At 63.1% G+C, this 16,435-nt stretch carries 13 protein-coding genes; 3 read left to right on the forward strand and 10 right to left on the reverse strand.

From position 1 onward, the window contains the following. Nucleotides 1-27: 27 nt before the first annotated feature. A complete protein-coding gene (locus OSH12_RS05060) occupies nucleotides 28-2,205 on the reverse strand; it encodes a TonB-dependent siderophore receptor (protein WP_266342383.1) in 2,178 nt (725 codons plus the stop codon). A 230-nt stretch (nucleotides 2,206-2,435) separates the two neighbouring features. On the opposite strand from OSH12_RS05060, the gene OSH12_RS05065 reads away from it, so the two are divergent. Then, complete coding sequence (locus OSH12_RS05065) at nucleotides 2,436-3,389, forward strand: helix-turn-helix transcriptional regulator (protein ID WP_266342384.1); 954 nt, start codon at nucleotides 2,436-2,438, stop codon at nucleotides 3,387-3,389. 33 nt (nucleotides 3,390-3,422) lie between these two features. Here the strand turns inward: OSH12_RS05065 and OSH12_RS05070 are convergent, their stop codons facing one another. Next, the gene (locus tag OSH12_RS05070; protein ID WP_266342385.1) at nucleotides 3,423-4,052 is read right to left on the reverse strand and encodes a hypothetical protein; all 630 of its coding nucleotides are present in this window, start codon (nucleotides 4,050-4,052) and stop codon (nucleotides 3,423-3,425) included. 392 nt (nucleotides 4,053-4,444) lie between these two features. Here OSH12_RS05070 and OSH12_RS05075 point away from each other — a divergent pair, with 392 nt between their 5' ends. Then, nucleotides 4,445-6,274 carry a glycoside hydrolase family 2 protein gene (locus tag OSH12_RS05075; RefSeq protein WP_266342386.1) on the forward strand — a complete coding sequence of 610 codons (1,830 nt, stop codon included), beginning with the start codon at nucleotides 4,445-4,447 and terminating at the stop codon, nucleotides 6,272-6,274. Nucleotides 6,275-6,392: 118 nt separating this feature from the next. On the opposite strand, the gene OSH12_RS05080 is transcribed toward OSH12_RS05075, so the two are convergent. The 3 genes from OSH12_RS05080 to OSH12_RS05090 all read right to left on the reverse strand — a co-directional run bounded on the left by OSH12_RS05080 (nucleotide 6,393) and on the right by OSH12_RS05090 (nucleotide 9,093). After that, a complete protein-coding gene (locus OSH12_RS05080; protein ID WP_266342387.1) occupies nucleotides 6,393-7,325 on the reverse strand; it encodes a lysylphosphatidylglycerol synthase transmembrane domain-containing protein in 933 nt (310 codons plus the stop codon). A 123-nt stretch (nucleotides 7,326-7,448) separates the two neighbouring features. After that, entirely contained in the window at nucleotides 7,449-8,288 is an 840-nt protein-coding gene (locus tag OSH12_RS05085) for an MBL fold metallo-hydrolase (RefSeq protein ID WP_266342388.1), read from the reverse strand. Further along, nucleotides 8,281-9,093, reverse strand: a complete 813-nt coding sequence (locus tag OSH12_RS05090) for a TatD family hydrolase (RefSeq protein WP_266342389.1) — start codon at nucleotides 9,091-9,093, stop codon at nucleotides 8,281-8,283. The genes OSH12_RS05085 and OSH12_RS05090 overlap by 8 nt, the downstream gene beginning before the upstream one ends. Before the next feature lie 223 nt (nucleotides 9,094-9,316). On the opposite strand from OSH12_RS05090, the gene OSH12_RS05095 reads away from it, so the two are divergent. Then, complete coding sequence (locus OSH12_RS05095) at nucleotides 9,317-10,294, forward strand: glycosyl transferase family 90 (RefSeq protein WP_266342390.1); 978 nt, start codon at nucleotides 9,317-9,319, stop codon at nucleotides 10,292-10,294. 55 nt (nucleotides 10,295-10,349) lie between these two features. Here the strand turns inward: OSH12_RS05095 and metG are convergent, their stop codons facing one another. The 5 genes from metG to OSH12_RS26240 form a co-directional block, all read right to left on the reverse strand. Further along, on the reverse strand, nucleotides 10,350-11,939 hold the full coding sequence (gene metG / locus OSH12_RS05100) for a methionine--tRNA ligase (RefSeq protein WP_266342391.1): 1,590 nt from the start codon (nucleotides 11,937-11,939) through the stop codon (nucleotides 10,350-10,352). Between the two features lie 42 nt (nucleotides 11,940-11,981). Next, the gene (locus tag OSH12_RS05105) at nucleotides 11,982-13,052 is read right to left on the reverse strand and encodes a DNA polymerase III subunit delta' (RefSeq protein WP_266342392.1); all 1,071 of its coding nucleotides are present in this window, start codon (nucleotides 13,050-13,052) and stop codon (nucleotides 11,982-11,984) included. 3 nt (nucleotides 13,053-13,055) lie between these two features. Beyond that, a complete protein-coding gene (gene tmk, locus OSH12_RS05110; RefSeq protein WP_380223607.1) occupies nucleotides 13,056-13,712 on the reverse strand; it encodes a dTMP kinase in 657 nt (218 codons plus the stop codon). A gap of 11 nt (nucleotides 13,713-13,723) precedes the next feature. Then, nucleotides 13,724-14,911: a D-alanyl-D-alanine carboxypeptidase family protein gene (locus OSH12_RS05115; protein ID WP_266342463.1), complete on the reverse strand. Its 1,188-nt coding sequence runs from the start codon at nucleotides 14,909-14,911 to the stop codon at nucleotides 13,724-13,726. Between the two features lie 94 nt (nucleotides 14,912-15,005). Further along, nucleotides 15,006-16,352 carry a septal ring lytic transglycosylase RlpA family protein gene (locus OSH12_RS26240; protein ID WP_380223605.1) on the reverse strand — a complete coding sequence of 449 codons (1,347 nt, stop codon included), beginning with the start codon at nucleotides 16,350-16,352 and terminating at the stop codon, nucleotides 15,006-15,008. Nucleotides 16,353-16,435: the final 83 nt, after the last annotated feature.

Raw genomic sequence — 16,435 nt, forward strand, 5'->3', positions numbered from 1 at the left:
CTGCAAGATGTTGAATAGAGTTTGAAATTACCATGAGTACTTCAGATTGGCCGTGATCGTGCGTCCGGCGCCGTAGTTGCAGCTACCGCCGGTAGCATTCAGGCAGTGCGACACATAGGTTTTGTCGAACAGGTTGCTGACGTTGACGCGCAGCTTGGTGCCCTCGAACTCCTTGCTAATCGCGCCGAAGTCAACCTCGGCGCCGATGTCGACCAGGGCTCGTTCCGGGATCTCAAGCTGTGCCAGATAGGCCGGTGACGTCTGATAGGACGAAGTGGCACGAACGCCGGCGCTCAATGCCAGTCCCGGAGCGAAATCGGGCTGATAGCGCACCCACACCGAGCCCTGATGCTCCGGCAGGCGCAGCATCGGACGACCGATATCTGCCACGGTGCTGGATTCCAGGATTTCCGAGTTCGAATAGGCGTAGGCCGCGAGGACTTCCAGCGACGACGAAATCTCGTACTTGCCCTCGAACTCGACGCCGCGGACTCGGCTCTTGCCGCTCTGGACGTAATAGAGCGTGTTGGTAATGTCAGGCGTCAGGCTGTTGTCCGTCGTGAGATCGAACAACGACACACCGATCATGCCGCGTCCGTTCGCGGGCTCGTATTTGATGCCCACTTCATACTGGGTTGCGGTCTGGGGCGTGAAGGGATCACCGGCAAGAGTGGTGCCGAGCATGGGCTGGAACGACGTCATGTAGCTGACATACGGGGCCAGGCCATTGTCGAAGAGATAGGTAAGGCCAGCGCGACCGCTCAACGCCTGATCGTTTGTGTTGACGTTGGTTCCGGCGAGGCGATTTTCGCTGTCGATATCCGACAGATCATAACGCAGGCCGAACGTCCCGACCCAGTTGTCATAGCGGACCTGATCCTGCGCGTAGAAGCCGAGCTGGTCCTGCTTCTGTACACCCGAGCGGGTGACCGGCGAGATCGGGAAGTTGAGACCATAGATCGGATTGAGATAGTCAATCGGCGGGACGACGACCCCGCGTCCGGTATTGCCGAACTGGGTTTCCGACGTCGATCGAATGTAGTCGAGGCCAAACAGAGCCGTATGTTCAAAGGCGCCTGTCTGGAATTTCGCCTCGGCCTGATTGTCCACGGCGAACGATGTAAGGGAATCGTCCGACATCGCAGTGACGCGCTCAAGAACGGTGCCAGGTCCGTTATATGCGAAGGCCGGATTGACCAGAGCAAGGTCCATGTTCTGGTCAGAATGCGCATAACGCAGGTTCTGCCGCACGGTCCATGTGTCGTTGAAGCTGTGTTCGAACTCATATCCGAGCGCGTAAAATTCGCGATTGAACTCTCCGAAGCTTGGATCTCCCAGGAAAACGTCGCGCGGAATCTGGCCGGCTGGGTTCGGCAGCAGCGTACCGACCGCCGGGTAAAAGCGCGGCGAGAAGGTCGGCGTGTCACGCTGGTAATAGCCATAAAGCGTCAGGTTTGTGTCGTCGGTCGGCGCCCAGGTGATGCTGGGCGCCACCATGATCTGCTGGTCGCTCTCATGGTCGATCTGCGTGTTGAGATCCTTGCCAAGCGCCGTGAAGCGATAGAGCCACTGGCCGTCCTGGCTGATCTTGCCGGTCATGTCGACCGCGCCCTGGATGCCGCCGAAAGTGCTCGTCTGGACGGAGGCTTCGCGGTAGGTCTCGGCCTGGGGCCGCTTGCTGACTAGATTGACCAGGCCGCCGGGGATGGTGCGACCGTAGAGAACCGAAGCCGGCCCCTTGAGCACTTCCACCCGCTCCAGCGCGTAACTGTTGATGCTGGGTGTCGCGTATCCGGCGGGATCGCCGGGCAGCATGAGGCCGTCGAGCCAGGTATTGCCGAAAGTGTTGAAGCCGCGGATGTACAGCCAGTCGTAGCGGATGTCGTAGCCGTTCGGCTCGGCGTCTACGCCGGGAGTGTAGCGAAGCGCCTGGGCGACCGAATTCGCGCCCTGGGCGTCCATCTGCTCGCGCGTGACTACGTTCACGACCTGCGGCGTCTCGAGCAGCGGTGTCGCCGTCTTCGATGCGCTTACGGACTTCTTCGCGACGATGCCGTCGTCCGGCCCCCTTGCCGGTTCGCCGTCCTTGCTGTCGCCATCCACGACGATCTGTTTGAGTTCGACTGGCTGCTGTGCCAGAGCGGGCGCCGCGAACGCGACAACCCCGACGGCCGTAGTGGCCAGCAGAAGCGACCTAATCGTCATCCCGAAACTCCGCACCATAGACCCCCGACTAAAATCTAACTATCATGGTCATGTTATGGAGGTTCGTAGGGCAACTTAGCTCGGCGGACAACGGTTTGGCCTTTGCGCTCCAATCGGAGTCGTTTGCGCAAGCCGCAAAGTTTCGATGCTGCAGAAAATGGGCGACAGGCCGTCTCGTGAATTCATCAGAAGAAGCACAGAAAGCTGCCAGCCAGGGACTGGGCGCCGTCATGCGGGTCGCCGATCTCGAGCGACGGCCGGGTCTCACCTTGGAAAGCGACAACGACCGTCTTTCGCACGAGGATCCCTTGTTTCGCGGCGAATTCTGGCATCGCGAAATGCGTCGCGGCCTGCATGTACACGCGAGCAACGTGTTCGAAGTCGAAGGCTTCACGGCCCTTTCTTCACAGAAGGCGGGTCTCTCCTGCATCTTCCTGATCGAGGGAGATGTCGCCATCGAAGTTGGCGAGCGTCGCTTCGATTTTCACGGGACCGGCGCGGTGCATGAGGGCGTGCTCATCCCGAGCGCCCGCCCCGAACAGTTCCGGCGCATCTCGCGCGGCAATCAGAAGCTGCGTCATCTGGTGATCACGGTGAGCCCCGAGTGGCTCGATCGCGACGGCCTGGAAACGGTGAGTGACCACCGGTTGGCGAGCGGCCTCGCCAGCGATCATCTGGGCGGTCAGTCGTGGAAAACAACGCGGCGGCTGGGCGAGTTGGTTCACCGCATCCTGGCGCCCACCTGCGCGCCGTCGGATCTGCGCGATCTGCTGATTGAGAGCGCCGCGGTCGAGATCATCGCCGAAGCATTGGGCGCGTCAACGCATCAGGAAGAGCGAACTCTCACGACGTCGCTCACCCCATTCGACCGAAGCCGATTGCGTCGAGCCGAGGACTACATCGCCGGACACAGTGGCGCTCTTTTGGTCGAGGATATCGCTCGCGAAGCCGGCACGAGTGGTAGCGGATTGCAGCGTCTCTTCAAGACCGCGCATGGCACCAGCGTGGTCGAGCACGTCCGGCAAAGACGTCTGGAACAGGCGCGCCGCGCTTTGGCTGAGGATCAGGTATCGATCCAGGAGGCCAGCGCACTTGCCGGCTATGGCAACGCTGCGAATTTCGCTACCGCCTTCAAGCGGCAATTCGGTGTGTCGCCCTCCGAAGTGAGAGCGCGCACAAGGTAGGCACGGTTCTCGTCGTTGGAAGCTGCCGCTCTGTTAAGGGCCGTTCGGATCGCCCGAGGACGAGATCCAGCGTGGCGGCGACGTGAACTTCGATACCGCCGAATCGCTCCAGCGCATCACGTTGTCGACCAGCTTTTCGCTCTGGGTCACGACAGTCGAAGCCGCGGATTTGGCCATGCCGCCAACCGATGACGGCTCGCGCTCGATCGGGCCGAGGTTTTCATCCGGCGTTGCGATATCCAGCGGCGGCGAAATGCCCCTGGTCATGGGTTGTTCGATTTCGCGCGTCGACAGGACCCGAGGCTGTTCAGGCCGCGGAGCAGGCGGGGCCGCCAGGGCCTTGGTGACGGTCGTCTCCCAGGAAACGCAATCATCCGCCTCGCAGGAACGAGCGGCATCGTCTGGCCTTGCAGCCCGGGGGGCGGAGGACTTGGCTAGCGGCTTTGCCTGAGGCTTGGGCGGGATGGCTGCGACGGCTTCGGGCTTGGGTGCCTCTTCGGCGGCCGGGAGCGGCACGGCCTGACGGATCTCGGGCGTTGCATCGGGCGACTGAGCGTCCGGCATCACATAGATCTCGGCGGTTGCCGGCTGTGGCTGGCGTGGCAGCTGCGATCGCGTCAACATGGCATTCGTGACGAGCCCGGCGCCAAGCACAGCGACCAAGGCAGCCGATCCCAGCAAGACTAGACGCGGCACCCGGCGAAGAAGATTCGGAGAGATCTCGTCATTGATTTCAGCCACGGCGATTCCCCTGCTTTGGCGAAGGCAATGCCCTAGTAGGCACCTGATTCCCGGCCTCAATGGGGCCGCTTTCGGGCGAAGCGACGACGCTGACGGGCCGATTTGGCGGCATTCGGCCGTTTCCCAGTCAAAAACGAGCCTCAATGGCTCGATTGACACCCCCAAAGGCTAATCTTATCATAATACCATTGATCGCAAGGATCATCGCAGAATGGAGGAGGGCAGCCCCCTGCCCTTGGGCCTTCCGGAGCCGCGTCTGACGCTGCGCCGCGGCCCGACTGCGTCTTGTCGTGGTTGGATTTGGAGGAAGTCCCTTGGTTTACAGTACCCATCCGCGTCCGCAGATGGAGCGCAGCCAATGGCAGCCGCTCGATGGCGCCTGGCAGTTCGCTTATGATGATAAGGCGCAGTGGCAGCGGCCGGATCAGCCGGATTTCGCGCTGACCATCCAGGTTCCCTATGTGCCGGAATCCCCGCGCAGCGGCATTCACGACGAAGGGTTTCACCCGGTCGTCTGGTATCGCCGCACCGTCGAGTTGACGGATGAACTGGCGCCCGACGCCGCGCAGGACCTGATCCTGCACTTCGGCGCCATCGACTATGCCAGCGATATCTGGATCGACGGTCAGCACGCCGCGTCGCATTTCGGCGGCCACACGCCGGTCCGCATTGCCCTCGGCTCGCTGATCAAGGGACGCTCGTTCGAAATCGTCGTCCGCGCCGAAGATGATCCGGCCGACATGCACAAGCCGCGCGGCAAACAGGACTGGCTCGCCAAGCCGCATGGCATCTGGTATCCGCGCACAACCGGCATCTGGCAGAGCGTCTGGATCGAGCGCGTCGGCCGCAGCCATGTCGATCGTCTGCACTGGTCGGCCGATTTCGCCCGCTTCGAGATCCGTCTCGACGCGCGCGTCGCTCAGCCGCAAGGCTGCCGCCTCAAGGTGAAGCTGTCGCTGGACGGCCGGGTTCTGGTCGAGGACGAATACGCCGTCTCCGGCAAGGATACAGGTCGGGTGATCGCCCTCCCCGACCCCGGTATCGACGACGCACGCGCCCAGTATGTCTGGTCGCCCGAGCATCCTCAGTTGATCGACGCCGAAGTCACGCTCGTCGATGCGAATGGCGCGGTCGTCGACGCGGTGAAGAGCTATACCGCGATGCGCGGCGTTTCGACGGCCAACGGCCGCTTCGTCATGAACGGACGGTCCTACTTCCTCCGCCTCGTGCTCGATCAGGGCTATTGGCGCGAAGGCATCATGACCGCCAGCGACGACGAGCTTCGCCGCGATGTCGAACTGACCAAGCAACTCGGCTTCAACGGCGTGCGCAAGCACCAGAAGATCGAGAACCCGCGCTTCCTTTACTGGGCGGATGTCCTCGGCCTGCTGGTCTGGGAGGAAATGCCCAGCGCCTATGCCTTCTCGACCGAAGCGATCACGCGGGTCACGGCGGAATGGCAGGAAGCGATCGAGCGCGATTTTTCGCATCCCTCGATCGTGGCCTGGGTGCCGTTCAACGAGTCCTGGGGCATTCCGGAACTGCCCCATGATGCGCGCCAGCGCAGCTATCAGCAGGCGCTTTACCATCTCACCAAGTCGCTCGACCCGACCCGTCCGGTCAGTGGCAATGATGGTTGGGAGCAGATGGCGACCGACATCTTCGCCGTGCACGACTATCACTATAGCGGCGACGTTCTCGATGGCCGCTACCGCTCGGAAGCCGTGTTCCGCGATACGCTGACGACCTTCCGCTCTGCCGGTCGGGCGCTGGCGCTTGAGGGCCATGCCTGGGCCGGCCAGCCGGTCATGCTGACGGAGTTTGGCGGCATCGCCTTCTTCATGGGGCAGGAAAGCGGCTGGGGTTACAGCCAGGCGAAAGATGCCGACGATTTCCTGGTGCGCTATGCCGACGTGCTGCGTGGCGCTACCGGTTCGTCGCTGCTGGCCGGCTACTGCTATACGCAGTTGACCGACACCTATCAGGAGCAGAACGGCGTCCTGACCATGGACCGCAAGCCCAAGGCCGACATCGCCCGCATCCGCGCGGCCAATCTCGGCGTTTCGGTTGAGCGGCTTTCGGAAGATCCGCTGGGCTACAGCGCCCGTTGGGTCGCAAGGCAGGCCGGAATCCAGAAGAACTAGCTTCTGCCCTTAGCCATCCCAGACACGGAAAAGCCGCGGCTTCTGCTGCGGCTTTTTTCATGCCGTCAGTTCACAATGATGATCAGGATACCGCCCTAATCCATTGAAGTGACGACATCTAGTCGAGATCTTTTCGGCCGAGTTGCGTCTTCTCGAACACCAGAACGACGATGAGCGCGATCGCAAACGGGATCAGCAGATAGAGCAGCCGGAACACGATCAGAGCCGCCAGAACGTCATTCGGGTTCATCTCGGGCAGCGCCGCCAGAAACGTCACCTCGAGAACGCCCAGTCCGCCCGGCGCATGGGACAACAGCGCCAGCGTGAAGGAGGCAAGAAAAATCCCGAGAATGATGAGATAGCCCGGATTTCCGGCGGCCGGCAGGGCGAAATAGATGATCGCACCGGCAGCGGCCAGTTCAAGCGGCCCGGCCAGCATCTGGCGCGTGACGATCGGCAGGCGCGGGTATTGCAGCGTGAAACGCTTGAATTGCCATGGCGGGAAATGCAGCCAGGAGCCCAGAACGTAGAGGCCGACCAGAGCGAGCATAAGGACGCCGATGCTGAACGACACCCAATCCGGTATATCGATCAGCCGCCGCACGATATGGGGCTCGACCGTCAGCGCGAGGCCGCCCATCAGCACCGTGCCGATGAAGAAGGTGAACGAGCAGAAGACGATCAGCAGCCCGATTTCCTGCGGCGTCAGCCCTCGTGTCGAATAGGCCCGGTAGCGCACGACCGCGCCGGAAAGAACCGATGCGCCAATGTTGTGCGAAAGCGCATAGGTCGTGAATGAGCAGAGCGAGATGAAAGGCCAGGAGACCTTCTTGCCCAGATGCAGGATGGCGATCCGGTCATACCAGGCAAGGGCGGCATAGGCCACGAGGGTGGCAGCGACAGCGAGCGCCCAGTTTCCCAAGGTTATCGCTGCAAGGCTATCCGCCACTTCGGCAAAGGAAATACGGCGAAACTCGCGGTACAGGATGAAGACAGATACGGCGACGGCGCCGATCCCGAAAACGGACCAGGCCGCATTTCGCATTTTCATTAGGCAGGATCTCCTTACCCCGCGCCGGTTCCCAACGTTCCGCCGCATGCTGATTCCAAGAGTGGCACGTCCTTCCGGAGGGAACCAGTCCGTAACCCCTCGCCTTCGATGATGAATCCGCCCTCAAAGCCCGAGCGTTACGACCATGCCGTCATAAGCCGGCTCGACATCGCCGGGGACATGAGCCGCCAGGACGGCATAGTCGAGATCGCCATGCATGTGGGTCAGAATGGTCTTCCGCGGCCGCAGCCGCTCCTGCCAGGCGAGCGTATCTTCGACACTGAAATGGCTTGGATGGGGCCGCCAGCGCAGCGCATCGACCATCCAGAGCGAGAGGCCGGCGAAATGCGGCAGGCTGTCATGCGGGATATCGCTGATATCGCTTGAATAGAGAAAATCGCCGATACGGAAGCCGAGGCTGTCGATGTCGCCATGAATCTGGCGGACGGGCAGGATGTCGAGCCGGCCGCCTGAGCCATCGACCGAGAAGGCAACGCCTGCCTCGAGGCGGGTGCGGCCGAGTATCGGCGGATAGCTGCCGCCGGACGGCGTGCGGAAGCAGTAGCCGAACGCTTCTTCCAGCCGCTCTTGGGTGAAATCGTCCGAATAGATCGGTACGAGCCGATGCGTATCGAGCCAGAACGAGCGCAGGTCGTCGATCCCGTGCGTGTGATCGGCGTGAGGATGGGTGAACAGCACGGCATCGATGCGGTCGACGCGCGCGTCGAGAAGCTGGTTGCGCACATCCGGGCCGGCATCGACGAGGATACGCGTCGGATAGGGATGATCACCGCGAAAGGCGTCGATCAGGATCGAGGAGCGGGTGCGCCGGTTCTTCGGCTCGGACGGGTCGCAGGCGCCCCAGTCATTGCCGATGCGCGGCACGCCGGGCGACGCGCCACAACCCAGCACGGTGATGCGCAGCCGGTCGGCGCGTGGCGCTCCCGCCCCGCCCTCAGCCATGTTGCGCTGCCATCTGGCCGGCCAGCGCGTCGCGCGGCACCTTGGTGAAGAGACGCATGAAATTCTCCGTCGTCGCTCTAGCGATTTCCTCGGCCGAGACGCCCTTCACCTCGGCCAGCACGGCAGCGGTGTCGCGGACATAGGACGGCTCGTTGCGCTGGCCACGATGGGGCACCGGCGCCAGATAGGGGGCGTCCGTCTCGACCAGCAGCCGATCCATCGGCACGAACGCGGCGACATCGCGGATCGCCTGGGCGCTCTTGAACGTCAGGATGCCGGAAAAGGAGACGTAGAGCCCGAGTTCAAGGCCAACTCGTGCCAGTTCCGCGCCGGACGAGAAGCAGTGCAGGATGGCCGGGAAGGCACCCTTCCCCATCTCGTCACGCAGGATGGCAATCATGTCCTCGTCGGCGTCGCGGGCGTGGATGACGAGCGGCAATTGCGTGATGCGGGCGGCGGCGATGTGACGGCGCAGGCCGTGCGCCTGAAGCACCTTGTGCTCGGCGCCATAGAAGTAATCGAGACCCGCCTCCCCGATCGCGACAACCTTCGGGTGCTGCGCCAGCGTGACCAGCTCGTCGGTGGTGATGTCCGGCTCTTCATGGGCGCTGTTGGGATGGGTGCCAACCGAGCAATAGACCTCGTCATGCCCTTCGGCGAGCGCACGGATCCTGTCGAACTGGCGCACCCGCGTCGAGATCGTGACGATCAGCCCGACGCCCGCATCGCGCGCGCGCTGCATCAACGCCTCGCGGTCGGTGTCGAAGTCGGCGAAATCGAGATGGCAGTGGCTGTCGACCAGCATTGTTTTCAATCGCTCGGATGTTTGCGTCATGAGCGCAAATATGGGGTGTTTCGTGCGCAGTCAGTAGCGGCTTACCGCCGCGCTGTCGACCATTGTGGACAGTCGAGAGATCGCACCTCTACAGTGCCGCATGTGACCGCAGGCGGCCGGGGATTCGCACTTGCAACTCAGCCAACGCACTCTCTTCGCGATCCTTCCGAGGCGCCTCAAGGAAGAGGCCCTCGTGCGCAAGCTGGCGGCCCGGTTGCCGGCCATGCCCGGCGCACCCGCGTCGCTGGTCTTGACGCAGTCGACGGACGCCCGCCACCGCTTCCAGATCGATTTTGAACGGATCGGTACGCAGTTGCAGGTCCGGCTCGACCTCGATCTGATGGCGCGCGACCCCTACCAGTTCCAGACAGTCTGGCGGCGGCTTCCAGCCCTCATCCACATCATGGCCCGCACGGCCCCCGGCGTGACCTCGGCCATGGCGAACATCTCCGATGGCGGCGGCAACATTCCGAACGAGATCGCCTATTGCGCCGACGAGCCGCAGGCGATCCTCGTGCCGGATCCGGGTTTCATGAAGCCCGAGATCTACCAGTCGTTCCGCCGGCTCGCTGAAAACCGGCCGGGCCAATGGGCGACGCGGCACGATACGCTGCTTTGGCGCGGCGCCATTTCCGGCCCCGGAGACACGACCACCGATGCGATGGACATAGACGACCCGAACCTGAAGCAGCGCGTGCGCCTTTGTCTGGCGCTGCGCGGGCTCGACGATGTCGACGTTCGCCTGTTCATCCCCGAGCGCGACCGCGCCGCGCAATCGGTGCGTCAGGCGATGGAAGCGCATGGCATCCTCGGCAGCTATGTGGCGCCGTCGCGCTGGATCGACGTCAAGTTCGCGATCGATATCGACGGCCCGAGCAATAGCTGGGGCAATCTCTATACGCGAATGCTGCTCGGTTGCTGCGTGTTGAAGGTCGCCTCGCCGTCTGGATTCCGGCAGTGGTTTTATGACGAGTTCGTACCGTGGACGCACTTCATCCCGGTCGCGGCGGATCTGTCGGATATCGTCGAGAAGGTCGAGTGGTGCCGCACCCATGACCAGGCCTGCCGCGAGATCGCGGCGGCGGGTCAGGATTTCGCGCTTCGGCGGACGCGCGAATCCGAAACGATTGCCACAGTCCAGCGCATCAACGACCGGCTCGGAGCGGGCTAACGAAGAGATAGAGCGATCCGGGCCAACGCCATGGAGCGCGACCCGGATCCTGTTCTTAGGCGGACTTTTCGCTCTCTTCCGCCTCGACATAGCGCGGGAAGACACCGGCGGGCGTGGGCAGCGTCGATCCCGGCGCCAGACGGCCGGCAGCGCCCAATGAAGCAAAGCTGCGGCCTGCCTCCGGGATCGCCAGAAGATCGAGGATCTTCGCCGCAGAACTCGGCATCACCGGCTGCGACAGGATCGCGATCTGACGGATCACCTCGGCCGTGACGTAGAGCACGGTCGCGGCGCGGTCGGGATCGGTCTTGCGCAGCTGCCACGGCGCCTGGTTGGCGAAATAGCGGTTTGCCTCGGCAACGACACCCCAGACCGCGTTCAGCGCCTGGTGGATCTGCTGTACGTCCATCGCGGCGCGGCAGATCGGCAGCAATCCGTCCACGGCGGCGAGGATTTCCTCGTCGGCAGGCTGCAACGCGCCCGGCTGGGGCACGATCCCGTCCAGGTTCTTGCCGATCATCGACAGAGAACGCTGCGTCAGATTGCCGAAATCATTGGCGAGATCGGCATTGATCCGGTTGATGATGGCTTCGTGGCTGTAATTTCCGTCCTGGCCGAAGGGCACTTCGCGCAGGAAGAAGAAGCGAACCGGATCGACGCCGTAATGATCGATCAGCGAGAACGGATCGATCACGTTGCCGAGCGACTTCGACATCTTCTCGCCGCGGTTGAACAGGAAGCCGTGCGCGAAGACGCGCTTCGGCGGCTGCAAACCGGCGGAAAGCAGGAAGGCGGGCCAGTAAACCGAATGGAAACGGAGGATGTCCTTGCCGATGACATGCACGTCGGCCGGCCAGTAGCCCTTGAAGCTCTCGCTCTCGACATCCGGGAAGCCAACCGCCGTGAGGTAGTTGGTCAGGGCGTCGACCCAGACATACATCACATGCTTCGGATTACCGGGAACGGGAATGCCCCAGTCGAAGGTCGTGCGCGAGATCGAGAGGTCCTTCAGCCCGCCCTTGACGAAGCTGACCACCTCATTGCGGCGCTCGTCCGGACCGATGAAGTCGCGATTGGCTTCGTAATGCGCGAGCAGGCGATCTTCATAGGCGGAAAGGCGGAAGAAGTAGCTCTCTTCCTCGACCCAGTCGACGATCGTGCCCTGCGGACCATAGCGCTTGTCGTCGGCGCGGACTTCGGTCTCGGACTCGGCGTAGTAAGCCTCGTCGCGGACCGAATACCAGCCGGCATAGGTGTCCTTGTAGATGTCGCCATTGGCTTCCATGCGACGCCAGATCTCTTCCGAGGCGCGATAATGGCGTGGCTCGGTGGTCCGGATGAAGTCGTCATTGGAGCAATTGAGCGCTTCGGTCATCGCCTGGAAGCGCGGCACGTTGCGATCCGCCAACTCGCGGGCGGTGATGCCGTCGCGCGCCGCCGTCTGCACCATCTTGATGCCGTGCTCGTCCGTTCCGGTCAGGAAGAAGACGTCATATCCATCCAGCCGCTTGAAGCGGGCGAGCGTATCCGTTGCCAGCATTTCATAGGCATGGCCGATATGGGGAACGCCGTTCGGATAGGAGATGGCTGTCGTGATGTAGAATTTCGGCGCTGTCACCGCTGTCTCGCTTTTTGTTGAACGCAACCAATAGTCTGTGCGCCAGCTAACGCCGGCCGTTCGACAGCTTCACATTCGGGTCGCGCGAGCGAGGATGTTCATGGTCGTCAGCACAAACTGTTTGCGGTCGAGATTGAGCGCCTCGACCTCAGCCGAAGACTGTCGCAGCTTTTCCCACACCTCCGCCCAAGTCGCAAGCGGCGTTGCCGCCACGCATTCGGGGATTGGCGAGCCATCCGGCTCGGTTAGCCCCCGGGCGCGCCGGTTGAGCCAGGCGAAGACCAGATCGACGAAATTGCCAAACGCCTCGTCGGCGCCGCGTTGCGCAACGAGGTCGCCAAGCGCATGGGCGGACGGGCCGTCAAGCTGCGGAAAGCGCGCCACGACGCGCGAAAAGGCACGTCCCATGGCAGCCGCGTCTTCATCGAGAAAGCCGATGGCGCGGCGCAAACTGCCCTGCCCGGCCTCGGCCGCGAAGCGCTGGATATCTTCATCGACATCGGAATGCCGCCGCAGCGCCGATTGGATCGCCGGCACCGTCAGAGCCGGCAAATCAAGCCGACGACAGCGCGAGCGGATGGTCGGCAGCAGCCGGCCCGGCGCATGCGAGACCACCAGGAACAGCGATCGCTTCGGCGGCTCTTCAAGAACTTTCAACAACGCATTGGCGGCATTCGGATTCATGTCGTCGGCCGAATCGACGATGGCAATGCGCCAGCCGGCCTCGCCTGCCGTCGAGCCAAAAAACGGGATCGTCCGGCGGATCTCGTCGATGGTCAGGCTCGCCTTGAAGCGCTTGCCCTGCTCGTCCCACGGCCGCGACAGCGTCAGGATGTTGGGGTGCGAACGCGCCGCGATCTTCGCGCCCGCGGTGGAACTCGCCGGCACGGCCAGTGTCTCGGCATCCGGCGCCGTGGCAGGATCGGGATAGGTCAAGGCGAAGCGCGCAAACCGGTAGGCGAGCGTCGCCTTGCCGATGCCGCGCGGGCCGCCGATCATCCAGGCGTGGTGCATCCGCCCGCCGCGATAAGCTTCGATCAGCAGTCTCTCAACCGCCGGGTCGCCATGCCATTCGGTTTGCTCTTCCGGCAGGGGCCAGCCCTCGATCGCATCGGGGCGCGTAATGTCTGGCGCTGCCATGGTTCAGTTCAAGCTTTCATTCAGACGAAGGTTTACACCCTGCCAAATCGCGTCGGCGACCTGATCCTGGGTCTGGTTGGCGTCAATGACGAGGCAGCGCTCCGGTTCGTGCGCTGCAATCGCCAGGAACAGGTCGCGGCGGCGAGCGTGCCGCTCGACAGTCTCGCGCTCGAAGCGGTCGGCCGGCCCCGCCTCGCCGCTTCGGCGTCTGGCAGCCCGGCCAAGGCCAATCTCGACAGGAAGATCAAGGACCAGAGTCAGATCCGGCCGCACATTGCCGATGGCGACCTTTTCCAGTCCATCGAGCAGCTTCGCATCGACGCCATCCGATCCCTGGTAGGCGCGAGTTGAATCGATGAAGCGGTCGCAAAGTACCCAGTCGCCGCGCGCCAGCGCCGGCCGGATCAGCCGGTCGACATGGTCGGCGCGTGCCGCCGCGAACAGCATCGTCTCGGCCTCGGGGCCCAGACCCTCGGCAGCCCCGGAGAGGATGAAGGTGCGGATCTGCTCGGCCATCTCCGTGCCGCCCGGCTCGCGGGTCACCACGACGGTCAGCCCATGCTCGCGCAGGCGATCGGCCAGGCGTCGGATCTGGGTCGATTTCCCAGAACCCTCCCCGCCTTCAAAAGTGATGAACCGGCCCGGCAAACGCGTCGTCATTTCCCGTGGCATCATTTCCATTGTGGCAACCAACCGATCAGCAATTGCCGAACGGCGTCGAGGGCCCGCTGATCCATTGTGCCTCTAGCGATGGCTGCCGTTGTGAACAGCGGCTTTTCCAGAACCTCGGCATCGCCGACCCAGATCCGAACGATGCCGACCTGTCTGCCCTGCTCGACCGGCGCGATCAAGGGCCCGCTATAGCTGATCCGGGCGCGGATGCGCTCGCGATTGCCTCGCATCAACAGGATGTCGAGCGGCTCCTGCGTCGCGAGTCCCACCGAACCCGATGCGCCGCCATAGACCCGCGCGTCGCCTACCGCCTCGCCGCGGTCGAAGAAACGCAGCCGTTCGAAGGCGGTGTTGCCCCAGTCGAGCAGCTTGCGCGCCTCTTCGGCGCGGTCCTTGTCGCTTTCGAGGCCGCTGATCACGACGATCATACGGTGGCCGTCACGAACTGCCGAAGCCGTCAGGCCATAGCCTGATTCCTTCGTGAAGCCCGTCGAAAGCCCGTCCGCGCCAATGCCGGCCGAGAGCAGCGGATTGCGATTGCGCTGATAGATGTTGTTCCAGGTGAAATCCGGCTCCGAATAGATCTTGTAGAGGTCCGGATAGGTGCGGATCAGATAGTCGGCGATCTTGTACAGATCCTGGGCCGTGACCTTCTGAGCCGGGTCGGGCAAGCCCGAAACATTGGTGAAATGCGACCCCGTCAGGCCCAATTCCTTGGCCTTGCGGTTCATCATCTCGACAAAACCGCCCTCCGAGCCGGCGATCCCTTCGGCGAGGATAATGCAGGCGTCGTTGCCGGCCTGCACGATCGCGCCGCGCAGCAGGTCGGCGACGGAGATCGTCGATTTCAGCTTGGCGAACATGGTGGCGCTGCCGGAAGGCGCCCCGCCCGTCCGCCAGGCGAATTCGCTGACCGGAAAACTGTCCTGAAGATGGATCTTGCCGGCGCGGATGGCGTCGAACACGACCGCCATCGTCATCATCTTGGCCATGGCGGCCGGCTGGAACGCCGCGTCCTCTTCCTTGCTGAAGAGAATGGTGCCGGAATCGACGTCGACGAGCAGCGCGCTGGCGGCCTTGCTCTCATAGGGCGCTGCAATAGCGGAGCGTGGCCCCACAACCGCGCCAAGGACCATGAAAATGGCCAGCACGAGGGAAAAACGCAGCGGGAACCAGCAGGAAATCATCACCAAATGCCGGGCGCCTAAACCAGAGAAGGAGCGGCGCGAAGCCGCTCTCTTCTGGTTAACAGGCTCGGTACCCTACGATCAATGCTGGTGGTCAGCGGACGACCAGATAGGCACCGGACAAACCGGCTGCTTTCGCCGCGGCGACGGCATCGACGCCGCTCGACGCGCCATCGGCCAACACAAGTCGAAGCGACTGCATGGGGCGTCCATCGACGTCGATGCGTGTCGACGTGACCCGGCCGAGCCCTGCGAACTTGCCGGCAACGGCTTGGGCATTGGCGGAATTGGAAAACACGCCAAGCTGGACCACGTCGGCATCGGCGCTGCGCTCGGACGCGACCCGACGGACAGCGTCATCAAGCGAGGCCTGCAGCTTCTCGCGGCCCGAGGCGCCGGAAGCCATTTCTGCTGCGGCCTGCTGCGCCGGCGATGTCGCCAGATCGGCCGCATAGGACGAACGGGCCGAGCGCCGGACGGGCAAAGCATATTCGTCCGGCATCGGGGCCGGTTCGGCGTCGGAATATCCGACCGGGCTGTTGACGGTAAAGGAGCCGAGCGAGCGCTCGCCGTAATTGCTGCCTTCGACGCTCGGAGCCGCATCCGCAACGACGCGCCGCGCCGGCTGGGCTTCGGAATAGGCGATTGCCGGATCGAAAGCGCCGCCGTTTTCATAATAGTCGGGGCGCGAGCGCGGTATCGGAGCCAACGCCGCCATGACGATGGCCGGATTGGCGCTCGGCGCCTGCATGACCGGAGCCATAGCGAGCATGGTGTCGCCCGAGGTGCTGCTGCCGGGCCCCTTATAGGAAGCGAGCAGCATGCGCTGGTCATGGCCTTCCATCTTGGCGGGGCCGATATATTCGACCTTCACCTTGGCGGTGCCGTGATGCTTCATGTCGAGCACTTCGGCCGTCCGCGAGGAAAGATCCATCACGCGGTCGCTGGCATATGGTCCGCGATCGTTTACGCGGACCATGACCGAGCGGCCATTGCGCATATTGGTGACGCGCGCATAGCTCGGCAGCGGCATGGTGGGATGGGCGGCCGAGAGGCCGTCCATGTCATAGACCTCGCCATTGGCCGTGTAGCGGCCATGGAAGGCGGAACCATACCAGGAAGCGTAGCCGACGGCGGTATATCGCTTGTTCTCGAACGGCTTATAGACCCGGCCCTTTACCGTATAGGGCTTGCCTACCATATAGCGACCGCCGCCCTGCGGAACCTTCTGGCCATACTGGACCACGCGCGGGCTGGCTTTGACGCCATATTCCTTTTCGGAGAAATATTCCTTGCTGCGCTTGGCAGGCTTTGTTGGGGCGGTGGCGCAAGAAGCGAGGAGAGCGGCGGCGGCGACTGCGGTCGCGGCCTTCAGCATCACCCTGCCCTGCGGCGCTTCCGAGCCAAACAGGCCCAGAATCTGTTTTTTTGAAATCCCCATCTCGCCTATCCGATAGCAGCAACCGAAGAACTTGTCGATCTGATCGACGGGCGCCGACGCCTTTCGGGCCTGAAGGACATCGC

It is taken from the genome of Kaistia terrae (assembly GCF_026344005.1).
Taxonomy (GTDB): Bacteria; Pseudomonadota; Alphaproteobacteria; order Rhizobiales; family Kaistiaceae; genus Kaistia; species Kaistia terrae.